This is a genomic window from Arthrobacter sp. TJ-170 (genome assembly GCF_058269305.1).
This window is the reverse complement of the sequence record NZ_JBZCNL010000002.1, coordinates 574,953-588,238: the sequence shown is the minus strand read 5'-3', so window position 1 is coordinate 588,238 and position 13,286 is coordinate 574,953. Positions and strand designations below refer to the sequence as shown.

Here is a 13,286-nt window from a genome sequence, read left to right as displayed (position 1 = left end):
ATGTTTAGATCGCTGGTGCCGGAGGATTAGGGGAAGAAGATGTCCTTGCTATACGGAGACGATCCGCTCGACCCGGGGACCGCAGCCGCGATAAGCCTCGGAAGATCAAAGATTGCGAGCACGATCTGTTCCTCCCTTGACGTTCTTCGCTCGAGAACGCCCAGCTCCGTGACCGCCCTCGTTGGCTCGTGGGGAAGCGGCAAGACAACAGTGATGGCGCAGGTGGACAGTCTCATGACCGAGAACGGGGATTGGACTGTCGCTCGTTTCAACCCGTGGTCATACGCTTCCTATCCGGCCACTGTCACTGGCTTTTTCACTGAGTTGTCCACGGCGTTGCCTGAAAGCACTGACGGTAGAGGAACCCGGGCTAAGCAAGCTGTGTCGGGCCTTCTCAAGACGATCGCACCCTTCGGCGCCCTAGGGGGACTGATCGGAGTGGACGGGGAAGCCATCTTAGAACGAAGCGGGGAGCTGCTCGAAGGAGACACGAGCGCCGACGAACAGAAGCGGAAAGCAGAACGTGCGCTGACTGAGCTCGCATCGCCGGTACTAATGCTTATCGATGACCTCGACCGCTTGGAGCCGCAAGAACTTCTAAACACATTCCGTTTGGTACGCCTCCTCGGGCGCTTGCCGAATGTCTATTACTTGCTTTGCTACGACGAAGCGACCCTCACTCATGTTCTGAGCCAAACGGGGTTAGTTGGAGAAGATGGTAGTCGGGCCAGGGACTATCTGGAGAAGATGATCCAGCTGAGGTTTGACATACCCTCCCTCATCCCCGTGGACCACGATCTACTTGCAGAAGCGCTCCTAGCGGAAGTGGAGCAGAACCATGACGTAGCCCTCACGGAAGCAGACCGCCTGCGTCTAAAGAACGCTTGGAACAATGGCATGCGTGTCTATGTCACCCAGCCGCGGGCTGCCAAGCGATTGTTCACCCAGGTGGACGCGCTCTGGAGCGGCCTAAAAGAGGAGGTCGATTTCGTCGATTTTCTAGCCGTAACCTTTCTGCGAACTTTCGAGCCAAGCGTAGTCGGTTGGATGGAACGCAATGCAGAAGATTTAACAAGTTATCAAAGCAGTAATCTCAATAACAGCAATTCTGCCGATCTACCCACTAGGTGGGGACAGTGGGCCGACAAAGAGGGGCTTCGCCACCGGGATGCGATCTACGCCTTGTTATCATCGTTATTCCTATCATTGCGCCAAGCGACCGGCGCTTTGACGATGACAGCAGCCGCTAGGGTTGAGCAGGAGAAACGTCGAGGAGTAGGTCATCCTGATTATTTCTACCGGTACACACAGCTGGGAGTTCCAACCGGTGATATAGCAGACTCCTCGGTTCGGCGTTTTCTAATTGAATTACAGGATGAAAAGTCCTCCCCTGAAAGCGAGGAGGTGCAAGCCAGATTTGTTTCCGACGCGCGTCTAATCCTAAGCAAGATAAGCCGATTGCGGAACGATGTTCCGAATTTCCCTGCCGATGCCGTCCTGGATCTTCTCGCTCACACGTATGCATCAATCGTTGAAACGGAACTAGCTTCATTCGGCCGGGCGTCCAATCTAGTTGAAGAACTGACCATGGATCTGTGGAAACCAGCAGGTGCCACCGAAGACATCGCAATGCTCCGTAGTCGAATCACGAGCGAGAGCGGATTGTACTTATTTGCAAATGTGCTAAGCCGACAGCGGTTCAACGATGACGGTACAGTCATCAGCCCATACCCAACGGCATGCAAGGTCGCGGTCGTTGATGAATGCAAAAGGCGCTTCAGTCTGCTACTAGAAGCGCCGATTACGTGGGATTCCAGCAGATGCTTAGCTAGTTACCTGAGATCGATGCGTGGGCTGGAAGAGAAGAACGCACTGCAGGATTACATGTGGGATCTGATTCAGCGTGAGCAGCTCACTGTTGCGACCGCGTTGGGCTTGATGCTGCCGTCCGTCCACCTGATCGGTGGGAAAGGGACGGGATATCGAGCGGCTCCGTTAGACGCAGAACAGGTTGACCACATACTGGGAATATCGCGTCTTCAATCCTGTGCGCCTGAGCCTGTGGGCGAGAATCCCTGGAAGAGTTCGAGGGAGTCTCGTATCAAGAATTTCTGGGAGAGTTCGAGGGAGTATCGTATCGAGAATCCCAGTTTCGAAGAAACGATGCGCGCCGCCGTCCATAGCCTGCAAATGATGTTAAGTGCAATGTCTAGGACTTACGGTGGCGAAGAGGCTGCGTCCGACTAGGCCAAAGCCCGAGCTACGTCGTACCCCGCCGATTTTGACAAGTTCTGGCGCGCTCTGTCATAGCGCCGCGTTGTTCGGGGGTCCGCGTGTCCCATGCTGTCTTGCAGGTCGTGGAGCGCCGTACCTGCACTCAGTGCAATAGTGGCGAAGAGACTGCTGAAGGTTTGATTGACACTTTGCCTGTGAGGGTTTGATCCTTGCGGGTCGAAGGATGTTCATCATGCCCAAAGCCTTTCCCGACGAGTTCCGCCGCGATGTCGTCGCGCTTGCCCGCAAGGGCGAAGCGCCCATCACCCAGATCGCCAAGGACTTCGGTGTCTCTCCCGCTGCCCTGCACCGCTGGATGAAGATCGCCGACAGAGAAGACGGCGTGAAGTCCGGGGCCGTTTCTGATGACGCCGCGAAGTTGCGGGAGGCTAATGAGCTCATCCGGCTCTTGGAGCAGGAAGCTGAAGTCATGCGCCGTGCCGTGGCATATTTGTCCCGGGACATCAACCCAAAAAAATGATGTACCCGCTGGTCCGCGAGCTGGCTGCCAGGGACGCCCCGATCAGGGTTCCCGTGGCAGTGTCCTGCCGGGTGCTGAATTTCGCCAGACAGGCCTACTACCAGTGGGCCGCCAACCCTGTCCCCGCCCGGGACTGGGAAGAGGCCCACCTGATCAACGCCGCCAAGGATCACCACCGCGACGATCCTGCCTTCGGCTATCGGTTCATCGCCGATGAGATCAATGCCGGTCCAGGGCTTGCGGTCAGTGAGCGCCGGATCTGGCGGCTGTGCTCTCAGAACGGCATCCTCTCCGTGATCCACCGCCGGCGCCGCTCAGGGCTCAGGGCCGGCCCTCCGGTCCACTATGACCTCATCGAACGGGACTTCAGCGCCACGGCTCCGAACCGGAAGTGGCTGACGGACATCACCGAGCACCACACCGGGGAGGGCAAGCTGTACCTGTGCGCGATCAAGGACCTGCACTCGAACCGCATCGTCGGGTACTCGATGGACGGACGGATGAAAGCATCCCTGGCCGTCGCTGCCCTGGATCACGCCGTGGCCCTGAGGAAACCGGCGGGCACGGTGGTCCACTCGGACAGAGGGTCCCAGTTCAGATCAAGAAAGTTCGTCCTGGCCCTAAACACCCACGGGCTGAGCGGATCGATGGGCCGAGTAGGGGCATGCGGTGACAACGCCGCGATGGAATCGTTCTTCTCACTGCTGCAAAAGAACGTGTTGAACCGCAAACGATGGGAAACCCGGGCCGTGTTCAGGCTCGCCATCACGACCTGGATCGAGCGCAGCTACCACCGAAAAACGCCGTCAACGTGCCCTCGGACGGCTGACACCCATCGAGTTTGAGACCATAAAGAGCGCGGCCTGAGCCACGTAGGAAATCACCAACCCCAGCTGTCAACTAAACCTTCAGCAGTCCCCCTCAATCGTCACTGTTATAGGCGGCGTACTCGTGCTTGCGATAGGCAAGTGGCTCAACCTGACGCCATGACACTATTGGCCCCATCGAGAGGATCATGGCGAAAGATGGAAGCGAATTGGTTGGGGTGCAGGGGGAGGCCCCCTTTCGACCATGGACACTTCCCCGCCTGTCTTAGCGGCTCCCCCCGCGTACGGGTTGGGATGTTTTCGGGGGCGTCACAAGCAACACGGTTCTGATGTGCGATACGCATGACGAGATCGTTCTACTGGTCGTCGTCCGGCATGACGGCGTTGGTCCAGACCCAGCCTTCGCGCTCGGTTTTGATGACCGGCTCTCAGAATCTGATCCTCACGGCGCGTTTATTCCATCCGAGAGCGTGGGCTTTCAGTCGGATGGCTTTCGCAGGGTAGCGAATCCAAGCGTTAACCCGGCGAGGTAAGAGGAAAACATGCTCAGGGTCGTTCGGTAGATCTATTTCGATGGCTGTGAGAAGCATCGGTTCCTCACGAAGGATCCATCCTTCGAGCCACTTGTCTACCTTGCCAGCGCCGTACCGTTCGTTATGGCTCATGCTCCCATAATAGAACGCATGTTCGATTCCTAATTCGGTGCCTTTGCCGCGTCGGCAAGCCTTCCTTCCCTGCCTCTGGCTCTGAGTTAGTCTCACCGGCATGAGTCAGGTGCAGGGAGAGCAGGAGTTCGGCGACGACGCGTTACTTGCTGACAAGGAGGCAGTGGAGCGAGAAGAGGTGCGCGAGGGCTGGCGTGCTCTTGGTAAGTCGCTTGTCCTTTACGTACTGCTGCAGGGCGTTCATTTTCTGAATCAGGTAGTTAGCACCAACCTCACGAAGGGTGCAGGAGCTGAGAACTTCCAGTTCGGAGTAGATCCCCTGGTCTGGCAATCATCAGCGGGGGTTGAGCCTGAGGTGGCTTCCACCATCGTTCTGGGACTTGCGGCATTTGTAGTCACCATCAACATTGCTGTTTTTGCTGCCCGTCTCGGAACGCCACAGGACGTAGGTGCCGAATTCGACCTGACTCGCTGGCATAAGAGGATGCAGGGCATTGCGCCGCTGGCGTGCTATATCGCGTTCGCTATAACAGCATCTCAATTGTTCGAGCACAGCGGCCTTGCCTTCGCTCTTTTCTTCATCTCTATGTTGGCTTGGGCGGCCTCCGGGTTACAGATAGCAGAACGACTAAGTACCCTCCGCATGAAGGTCCAGACTGCAAAGAGGTTCGCTGACCACGCTCGACTTCAGCTGGATACGCTGAAAGACTCGTTCCCTCCTCCCGTCCGCGAGCAGGTGTCAGAGGATGCTAAGGATTGGAATAGGACGACGAGCACCCGTGGATTGGGCAACATCTTGGTCCTCGTCGTTCTTGAGACTCTCGTCCTGACCTGTCTATGGGCACAACATCCTTCGGTGAACCTGGGGCAGGATATCGGGATCGGGAATTTTCTATGGCTCTTTTTATGGCTGTTTGTTGCCGCGATATATACGACAGGTCCGGCACTAATGGTGATCATCTTCACATCTGCTTCCAAGCTGGCGAAGGAAGCCAACGCGGTGCGCCAGGTCAGCGACAGGAAATATAACTCGACGATCTGGTGGGTGCGCAGCGCAGCCATCTCGTTTGCCTTTGGCGTGCAGGTCCTCACCGTCTTCATTCTGGACCTGAACTTCGCCTTCGTGTGTGGCGTTGTCGCGCTGCTCACGTGCGGAGCGCAACTCCTTCTGATTTCGGTGGCGTTCAGAACTGGGACAGGGCCAGGAATGGTCGTCTTCAAAATAGCTTTTGCGAAGCGAGCGGAAGAGAAAAGATTCGCTGAGAAGCGCTTGGAACAAGCGGAAGTCGCTCATAGAGCGGCGGCTGACCGGCACCGCGCTCTAGCTGAAGCCACGCGCGCAGTGGCGAATAGGACCGATTCGCTTGATGTAGGGGCGACCCTAACGCGGTCTGCACTGCTCAGCTGGTTGCTGAGCGCCATCCGAACACGCTCGCGCACTTCGGAGAGGGACGAGCGTCCTGCTCAGGAGCTTGACGGTATGTGATGGGAAGGAAACTTATAGTGGTTTTGTGCCAGAGTTACCCCGCTTACTGGAGTTGACTGATGTCGCCGAAGAGTCGAGCATCAGCAAGTCCCAGACGTATGTCCTGCTGGAAAGCGGCGACCTTCCAGCAACTCAGATGGGTGGGCGTGGTCAGTGGCGGGTGGAGCGGGTTGAAGCTTGAGAAGTACATCAGCGAATGTACAAGCTCGCGGCCAACGACCTGAGTGGGTTATGCCCGGGGAACCCGACATTACGCAATGGCGGAAACTGATACGAAGATTCCGCCAATCATGTCTCTCGCATCGGTACGGCGCGTCTACAGGGGGGTTTCACTGTCCCATCGATCGCCGGCCACCTCGATGATGTCTTCTCTCTACCGGTGAAGGCTGTTCGACGAACAGATCGGTGATCGACACTCCCAATACCGCAGCAACATCCCAAAGCCGTTCGTACGCGACCGTCTTGCGGCCCCATTCCAGCCCGATGATCATGTTCCGGCTCAGACCCGATTCGAGTGCCACAGATTCCTGCGACAAATTTCTGGCCAATCGAAGCTCTCGTATTCGGGCGCCTACGCTCGCTCGTCGTTCCGCCCATCGGAGCCGCTGCTCCTCTGACGACTGGCTCGGGCGCGTGGGCATGAATACATGACACTGAAGTATGTTCTTTTTGTCTGCCCTACTAGTGATACATTCGGTTTCTCGACGCAACGCACAGGAGCAGATCAGTGAGCGGTGGCAACTCAACAAGTGAAACTGGAGCCTTCAACAAGGAGGTTGTAGCAGCCGCCATAGCGGATCTCAGGGCGGCTGAAACGGCGTTCGCCCGCTTGCCAACGCAGGAGGAACTCTCGGCTCGACTGAATTCCTGGATGCTTTCAAGCTCCCAATGCATCGTCGAAACTTGTTCCTCCCCTGTGAAGGCAAGGGGGTACTGTTCCCGCCACTACCAACGACGGATGAAGCACGGCGACGCGCTTACCACCAAGCTTCATGACGTGGACCTGAGCGGTCCGAGGTTGTGCCGGTTCTGCGGCATCGATATTTCAGCACTCCGCAGTAACGCCGTCTTCTGCTCCCGGACCTGCAAGACCAAGGCCTCCGACAAACGGCGGATAGCAGACGGTCGTGAACAGTCCCGGAACTTGGCGCGTTATCCGAAGGAAAGCAAGCATAGGAGGGAACAGGCCCGAACTCTTTATTGGCTTACGCATGAACGGCAGTTGGAAACCTCTCGTCGTTGGCGTCGTGAGAACCCAGATAAGCGCTATGCCATGCATGCAAACCGGCGAGCTCGCATGTTCGGCAACCCCGGATATGTCGAGGTGACTGCAGAGGAATGGGAGAAGGCGCTCCGCAGAAACGAGTTCCGCTGCACTTATTGTGGTTGCAGGCCAGAGAAGCTTGTTATGGAGCACATCGTCCCGCTTTCCCGTGGGGGCCGACACGCGCCGGGGAATGTGACACCCGCATGCAAGGCATGCAACGACTCAAAGGGCGCGATGTTCATTGTCGAGTGGAAACTATCCGGCCGAGCCCCTTTCGGACCCTCGCTCCCCGACAGCCCGCCCTCGCTCCGCGCCAACAACGTATGATTGGAAAGCCGACCCTTGAAAAGCAAATACTCGATGCAGATTATTGCCTTGTTCACATTGGCTGTGGCTGGCTGCGCTGCAACGCCGCCAGCCGACGCCGAGACAACTACACGGCCCCCTGCAACGTCCACAGCCATGGAAACGCTCGGCACTCAAGCGCCAACGCCTTCCCCACACCCTCAGTTCCGTAAGGTCGACCAGGCCTACCTGACTGATATTGAGCAAGCAGCACCGGACCTCGCGATATTAGGCGACAGCGACCTTATCTGGCTTGGGAAAGACGTTTGCCGCATCCTATCGGAATCCGAGACGGCCCATACCGCACTCGACATGATGACGGATACCTTGGGCAAGGTAGATGGCAACAGCGCGGTGATAGTGATGGCTGATCACTACTGCAAGGATGAACTGCTTAAAATTCGGGAAGTCGTCATAGGGATGTGATTAGAAGGGCAGGACCGAGGTCCTGCCCTTCTCCACCGATTCACTGCAGTTACTCCATCGGCTCGTAAGACCGACCCGTTCTGCGCTTTGCTGGTCCCGGTCCCGGTCCCGGTCCCGGTCCCGGTCCCGGCCTTCGGCTAAGGCCTTTACTAGGTCCGGTGCGTAAGCAACTACCGTGTGAGTCGCACAGCGACGATTCCTTGAACTGCCTGAGTGGGAGGCCGTGACCTCCCACTCGCATCTGCAGCTAGACAGCTGCTATCAGCGTGATAGCGACGGCCCTACTCTCTCTCCTTCGGAGCGACCCGAGGGGAGCTCCGCTGGGCCTTCGCTTCCTGTGTAGAAGGAGCCGCGTAAGCAAGGCTCCGCTGGGGCTGCACCTTGCTCACCAGAGAACAACACACCGGTAATTGCTACACCAACCATGTACCAGCGTGGTTCTGTGATTGCGGTTCCCACACAGAGAGACCCGGTAGAAGAATCACTATCGCTCTCTTATATATAGTTACCTTTTTAGAAGGGTGGAGCCGAATCGCCCCACGGCGGTATCCTGTCGCGGCGGTCGCGCTCATTCCACCACGTTATCTCGGCCGACGACCAAACAGCCGTGGGTAATTGCCTGGATGCGATAGGCTCTTCGCCCCCTCCGCGTGGGATGAAGCTATGCACGCTCGAGTCGTTGTAACGCCTGCGAGAGTACAGGAGGTCCGCCTCCCGCGCGAGGTTCCAGTGTTGAGTAACCGTTTTGACATTGATCCCCAGGGAATCGGCAACGGCCCGCCTTCCTACAGTCGTCGTACCCATCGGAATAGCTGTCTGCGCGGTGGCCATGAGCGTTGCTTGAACCTTTGGCTTGAGTGCTGATGAACTCAAGCGCCGCTCATAGTCAGGCAGGAAGAACGGGCCACCTTTCTCCAGTTGTCGCTGCCTGGCCTCGACACGAGAGAGATACCAGAGCGGAACGTCCTTTTCATGCAAGCCAAAGACCGCAGATGGAAGCTCATGCAGCAGGACGGAGATGGACGTCGACCTCGCTTTCCGGATAGAGGAGTGGCCAGCCTCGGGACTGGTTATATATGTTGCCCATGAATCGGCCGAGATATCCGGCGTCCTGGAGTTCACGAATCTGCTCAAAGATCGAGACGTCGCGTGGCTCCCGGCCGAGCGCGCGGTTGACCTTCTGCCAGTTGGTGAAAGCTATTCGACCAAGGCCAACCGTTCCAGCCAGAACATGTCCGAGGTCGATGGCAGGTGCTGAGATCTCTGAGTCCGCCGCCAGGAGTTGTATCCACTCGTCACGGTACAGATTCATCGAGTTCACCGAGTTACCTGCTGCTGATGCATCCAGTTCTCGACGTCGGACAGCCGATAGATGATCTTGGAGCCCACGCGCAAGCGACGCGGGCCGTCGTGCAAGTGGGTTGCAAGGAACTTTTCTGAAACACCCATGTAAGCGGCGCATTCCTTCCGATCGAGATAAACGCTGCCGGTGATCTCCTGCGCCCTCTCGACGGCGGTAGTGGGAATGGTGGTAAGCAAAGTCGGCTCCAAACGATGAATAGACGGGATGGTGAAAGTGCGTGCCAAGATGCTGACTTGACCAGTCACCCCGTTTTGGGCGCGACAAAGTAGGTCGTCGATCAGTTGATTTGGCCCGCCATTTGAAGTTGTCCTCCGGCTGAGATTCACGGAGGTAGCGGCTCCCTTCCCACGGGGAGTATTCCGCACAACTTCGGGGGTTTATCGGCTCTTTCGGGCCGTGAGAAGAAGATTAGCAGCGCGGGTGCGCCGCCAGTAGTGGGCCGCTTTCGGATGCCAAGTTACTCACGCGTTACCACATCAGCGACCACATGTTTGACACATCCCGAACCGCTTGCTTACAGGAATCCGTATATGTCAAACAATGTGGTAACACATGACGTAACATTACGTAATAAAACGGGAGCAGTGAAGGTGGGCACTTTGATCAGTTCCAGGCATCGCGAGTGCACGATAATATGGCTACACTACCTCTGTGGCGATAACAAAGCTTCCAAGCGGGAATTATCAGCATGACTACCGGGTAGACGGTAAGCGGAGGTATAAGCGCTTCAGAACCAAGGCCGAAGCACTGGCACACGAGTTGCAGATCAACACGGCCAAAGCTGGCGGCAACCTGATCGACACTCGCAAGGGCGGCAAGATCAGATTTCATGATCTGTACGTCGAGTGGCTCGACCGCATTGAGCGCGTGGGTGCGAAAGGTCAGCGCCCCGCGTCTCCGGTGACCGTGGCCGGATATCGCCGGGTGTATGAGAAGCACATGAGGTCTCGTTTTGAGCACCGCACGCTGGCGAACGTCACGCTTTCGGTGGTGAACGAGTGGCTCGCTACTTTCGCCACCGACGATGCACGACGCCGGGCCTACCTGCAGTTGGGCCGAATGTTGCAGTACGCGGTGGATTGCGGCTATCTCGCCACCAATCCCGCACGCAACGCCACGGTCAACCATGTGCCCACTCCTGCGCCCGTGCGGGAGCCTGCTGCCCTTACTGTTGGGCAACTGGTGGCACTGGCAGATCAGGCCGCAGAGGGCGGACGCTACGCCGGACAGTCGCACGAGGCGTACAGGCTGCTGATTCTCTTTGCGGGAACCACAGGGCTTAGGTGGTCAGAAATCTCCGGGTTGAAAGCGGGTGCCCTTAGCTTCGGCGACAACCCCCAGGTTGTCGTTCGATCCACCCTTGTCCCTGTGGATGGGCGTTTGGAGTTCCGGGAGACAACCAAGGGGCGCAAGCCCCGCACGGTACCGATCCCGGCCTCTGTTGCTACTGAGCTTGAAGCTCACGTAGAGGGTAGAGCGTCCGGTGCGCTTGTGTTTACGTCGCCCTCCGGTGCTGAGCTGCGGTCCTCCAACTTCGCTCGCCGAGTATTTCACCCGGCAGTCGGGCGGTGTAGGGAACTGGACTCAGCCTTTCCTGAAATGGTCTTTCACGACTTGCGCCGTACTGCTGTCACGCTGGCGATCAGCGCCGGAGCTAATGTGAAAGTGGTCCAGCAGATTGCGGGACATAGCTCTGCTGTCACCACGCTCGACGTGTACGCGCAACTGTTCGCTGAGGATGCGCAGTCCTCCGCGAGGGCCGTGGATGCCCTACTGAGCAGCACCGTTGCGTAGCCACTTCGGTGGCTACCGTGATCGGGGTGGCTACTAATTGGCTGCTAACTGGCGAACTTCATGTGTAAACTCATCCGATCAATGTACGACTCATAATCGTGAGGTCGCGGGATCGAGTCCCGCCACCGCTACAAATAACAGGCCGGCGGCTCTTCACGAGCCGCCGGCCTGTTTCGTTTTGCCCAGTCCACGTAGTCCGACGCAGGCAGTGGTCAGCCTCCTTATAGGATGAATCGCGAGGGACATCGACAGGACAGGAAGCATGACTGACAACGATTCGGCCTGGGGGCCGGGCGAAAAGCCGGAAGACTTTCCAACCCGAGCAAGCCGACGACGCTCAGGACGTGAACCGGGAACCGGGCCTATCGCAGAGGTCCCCCGTTTCGCCGACCGTCTGTCGCCGGCTCCGCAGGCGCCGCAGCCGGCCTTCCAGCCGGGGTCGACGCGGACGGACGAGGTTGACGGGGACACCGTCCCGCGTCAGGTGCTCGACATCCGCTTCGACGAGTCAGCCCACGGTACGCGCACCATGTCGGTGCCCGTCGTGATTCCCCAGCGGGCCCCAACCGTAGCAGGCCCTGTGCCTCCGGCGCCCCCAGCACCGTCCAGCGCATCGGAGGACAGGGTGCAGTCAGAAACCCGCACCAGCACGACGACGCCCGTTCGGTCGATGCCGTCAGCACCGGCAGCGCCGGTCATCCCTGCCGTTCCCAGCATGCCCGCCGACCCGCCGCGGCAGTCGCGCCGGCAGGAGAACTCAGAGGGCCGGCGTCGTTCGTTCCTGGCCCCTGACAATGGCACAATCCCGGCCGAGACCGGGTTCCGCGGACTGCTCTCCCGGATCGGGATCCGCGTGGCGCCGTCGAAGCGGGAACTGACCGTACGCGCGCACACCCGTGCCGTCAGCCAGCACTGGCCGGGTCCCCGGACCGTCTCCGTGGTGAATGGCAAGGGCGGTGCAAACAAGACCCCCACCACCGTCATGCTCGCCGCGGTCTTCGCCCGGAACGGCGGGGGACCGGTGCTCGCCTGGGACAACAACGAAACCCGCGGCACTCTTGGCTGGCGCACCGAGCAGGGCCCCCACAACTCGTCGGTGATGGACCTCCTGCCAGAGACGAGCCAGTTGCTGGCACCGTCGGCGCAGTCCGCGTTGCTCGCCCGGTACGTTCACCACCAGACCGAAGACAAGTACGACGTCCTGCGGTCCAAGCCGGACGTGCTCGCCTCCGAGCAGAAGATCACCGCCGAGGATTTCGACGCTCTCCACGAGGTTGCTTCCAAATACTTCCGGCTGAATATCGTCGACTCCGGAAACGATGAAACCGCAGAGCGCTGGCTGCGCATGATTCACCACACCGATCAGCTCGTCATCGCAACCACCACTCTCGAGGAACACGCTGAGGCGGGAGCGCTCCTGCTGGAGGCACTCCGCGGGCGCGGCGGGAAGTACGCGGAGCTGTCGCAAAACGCCGTCGTCATCGTCAGCCAGTCGGACAAGAACGGTACCGCTGCGCAGGCGCAGCAGATTGCCGACGGGTTTGCACAGCTCGCGCGCAGCGCCGTCACCATTCCGTATGACGTTGCGCTGTTGAAAGGACGGATCCGTTGGGGCGCCCTGAAGCCTGCCACGCAGGGCGCATGGCTTGCCGCGGCCGCAGCTGTTGCCGACGGACTCTGATAGTCAGGTTGCTTAGTACTTCTGATGTTCCTAGGCTGGAGATGTAAGCCAACGGAATGGAGGAAGCATGACTATGCACGATATTTCCGGAAAGAAAGTGGCCTTCCTGCTCACGGACGGCGTCGAACAGGTTGAGCTCACCAGCCCCTGGGAGGCCGTCAAGGGTGCCGGTGGAGAGCCATCGCTTATCGCCCCCAGTGAGGGGTCGATACAGGGCTTCAACGGCACGGACAAGGGCGATACCTTCCCAGTCGATCTCGCGGTCGGTGACGCGAAGGCCGAGGATTACGACGCGCTGGTTCTGCCAGGCGGCGTCGTCAACGCCGACCACCTCCGGGTGGACAAGGATGCGCAGGCCTTCGCCCGCAGCTTCTTCGAACAGCACAAGCCCGTTGCGGCGATCTGCCACGCGCCGTGGCTGCTGATCGAAGCCGGCGTGGTCAGCGGCCGGTCGATGACGTCCTACCACACGCTCGAAACGGACCTCAGGAACGCAGGCGCCCAGTGGACCGATGATGAGGTGGTTGTGGACCAGGGCTTCGTCACCAGCCGCAACCCCGATGACCTGCCCGCCTTCAACGACAAGGTCCTCGAAGAAATCGCTGAGGGCACGCACGAGGGGCAGACGGCCTAACCCCTTACGAAGCGAAGTATCTGACGCCCGGTTGCCTGTTCCG

At 58.8% G+C, this 13,286-nt stretch carries 11 protein-coding genes, 1 tRNA gene and 1 pseudogene; 10 read left to right on the top strand and 3 right to left on the bottom strand.

All coding sequences use genetic code 11. From position 1 onward, the window contains the following. The first annotated feature begins 39 nt into the window (after nt 1-39). The 4 genes and pseudogenes from AC4D1W_RS06745 to AC4D1W_RS06730 all read left to right on the top strand — a co-directional run bounded on the left by AC4D1W_RS06745 (nt 40) and on the right by AC4D1W_RS06730 (nt 5,914). Nucleotides 40-2,247, top strand: coding sequence for a KAP family P-loop NTPase fold protein (locus AC4D1W_RS06745; protein WP_490898202.1), 2,208 nt, complete (start codon nt 40-42; stop codon nt 2,245-2,247). A 220-nt stretch (nt 2,248-2,467) separates the two neighbouring features. Then, nucleotides 2,468-3,622, top strand: a pseudogene (locus AC4D1W_RS06740) (IS3 family transposase). A 725-nt stretch (nt 3,623-4,347) separates the two neighbouring features. Then, a complete protein-coding gene (locus tag AC4D1W_RS06735; RefSeq protein WP_490898201.1) occupies nt 4,348-5,733 on the top strand; it encodes a hypothetical protein in 1,386 nt (461 codons plus the stop codon). A 25-nt stretch (nt 5,734-5,758) separates the two neighbouring features. Next, nucleotides 5,759-5,914, top strand: coding sequence for a hypothetical protein (locus AC4D1W_RS06730; protein WP_490898200.1), 156 nt, complete (start codon nt 5,759-5,761; stop codon nt 5,912-5,914). A gap of 148 nt (nt 5,915-6,062) precedes the next feature. On the opposite strand, the gene AC4D1W_RS06725 is transcribed toward AC4D1W_RS06730, so the two are convergent. Continuing rightward, a complete protein-coding gene (locus tag AC4D1W_RS06725) occupies nt 6,063-6,374 on the bottom strand; it encodes a helix-turn-helix domain-containing protein (protein WP_490898199.1) in 312 nt (103 codons plus the stop codon). 230 nt (nt 6,375-6,604) lie between these two features. On the opposite strand from AC4D1W_RS06725, the gene AC4D1W_RS06720 reads away from it, so the two are divergent. Both AC4D1W_RS06720 and AC4D1W_RS06715 read left to right on the top strand, forming a co-directional pair. Further along, nucleotides 6,605-7,327, top strand: a complete 723-nt coding sequence (locus AC4D1W_RS06720; RefSeq protein WP_490898227.1) for an HNH endonuclease — start codon at nt 6,605-6,607, stop codon at nt 7,325-7,327. A 15-nt stretch (nt 7,328-7,342) separates the two neighbouring features. Then, nucleotides 7,343-7,771, top strand: coding sequence for a DUF732 domain-containing protein (locus AC4D1W_RS06715; protein WP_490898198.1), 429 nt, complete (start codon nt 7,343-7,345; stop codon nt 7,769-7,771). 1,000 nt (nt 7,772-8,771) lie between these two features. Here AC4D1W_RS06715 and AC4D1W_RS06710 read toward each other — a convergent pair. Both AC4D1W_RS06710 and AC4D1W_RS06705 read right to left on the bottom strand, forming a co-directional pair. After that, complete coding sequence (locus AC4D1W_RS06710; protein ID WP_490898197.1) at nt 8,772-9,092, bottom strand: hypothetical protein; 321 nt, start codon at nt 9,090-9,092, stop codon at nt 8,772-8,774. After that, nucleotides 9,089-9,460 (bottom strand): helix-turn-helix transcriptional regulator, encoded by a 372-nt coding sequence (locus AC4D1W_RS06705; RefSeq protein WP_490898196.1) that lies wholly within the window; start codon nt 9,458-9,460, stop codon nt 9,089-9,091. Before AC4D1W_RS06705 ends, AC4D1W_RS06710 begins: the two co-directional genes overlap by 4 nt. Before the next feature lie 325 nt (nt 9,461-9,785). Here AC4D1W_RS06705 and AC4D1W_RS06700 point away from each other — a divergent pair, with 325 nt between their 5' ends. The 4 genes from AC4D1W_RS06700 to AC4D1W_RS06685 all read left to right on the top strand — a co-directional run bounded on the left by AC4D1W_RS06700 (nt 9,786) and on the right by AC4D1W_RS06685 (nt 13,243). Then, entirely contained in the window at nt 9,786-10,928 is a 1,143-nt protein-coding gene (locus AC4D1W_RS06700; protein WP_490898195.1) for a tyrosine-type recombinase/integrase, read from the top strand. Nucleotides 10,929-10,950: 22 nt separating this feature from the next. Beyond that, nucleotides 10,951-11,059 (top strand) — tRNA-Met (locus AC4D1W_RS06695). Between the two features lie 131 nt (nt 11,060-11,190). Continuing rightward, nucleotides 11,191-12,609 carry a MinD/ParA family ATP-binding protein gene (locus AC4D1W_RS06690; protein WP_490898194.1) on the top strand — a complete coding sequence of 473 codons (1,419 nt, stop codon included), beginning with the start codon at nt 11,191-11,193 and terminating at the stop codon, nt 12,607-12,609. Nucleotides 12,610-12,676: 67 nt separating this feature from the next. Continuing rightward, nucleotides 12,677-13,243, top strand: a complete 567-nt coding sequence (locus AC4D1W_RS06685; RefSeq protein ID WP_490889766.1) for a type 1 glutamine amidotransferase domain-containing protein — start codon at nt 12,677-12,679, stop codon at nt 13,241-13,243. Nucleotides 13,244-13,286: the final 43 nt, after the last annotated feature.

Excerpts from the sequence above, each read along its gene's own strand:
- AC4D1W_RS06735 (WP_490898201.1), top strand. The coding sequence starts at position 4,348 with ATGAGTCAGGTGCAGGGAGAGCAGGAGTTCGGCGACGACGCGTTACTT.
- AC4D1W_RS06725 (WP_490898199.1), bottom strand. The coding sequence starts at position 6,374 with ATGCCCACGCGCCCGAGCCAGTCGTCAGAGGAGCAGCGGCTCCGATGG.
- AC4D1W_RS06685 (WP_490889766.1), top strand. The coding sequence starts at position 12,677 with ATGACTATGCACGATATTTCCGGAAAGAAAGTGGCCTTCCTGCTCACG.
- AC4D1W_RS06720 (WP_490898227.1), top strand. The coding sequence starts at position 6,605 with ATGCTTTCAAGCTCCCAATGCATCGTCGAAACTTGTTCCTCCCCTGTG.
- AC4D1W_RS06690 (WP_490898194.1), top strand. The coding sequence starts at position 11,191 with ATGACTGACAACGATTCGGCCTGGGGGCCGGGCGAAAAGCCGGAAGAC.
- AC4D1W_RS06745 (WP_490898202.1), top strand. The coding sequence starts at position 40 with ATGTCCTTGCTATACGGAGACGATCCGCTCGACCCGGGGACCGCAGCC.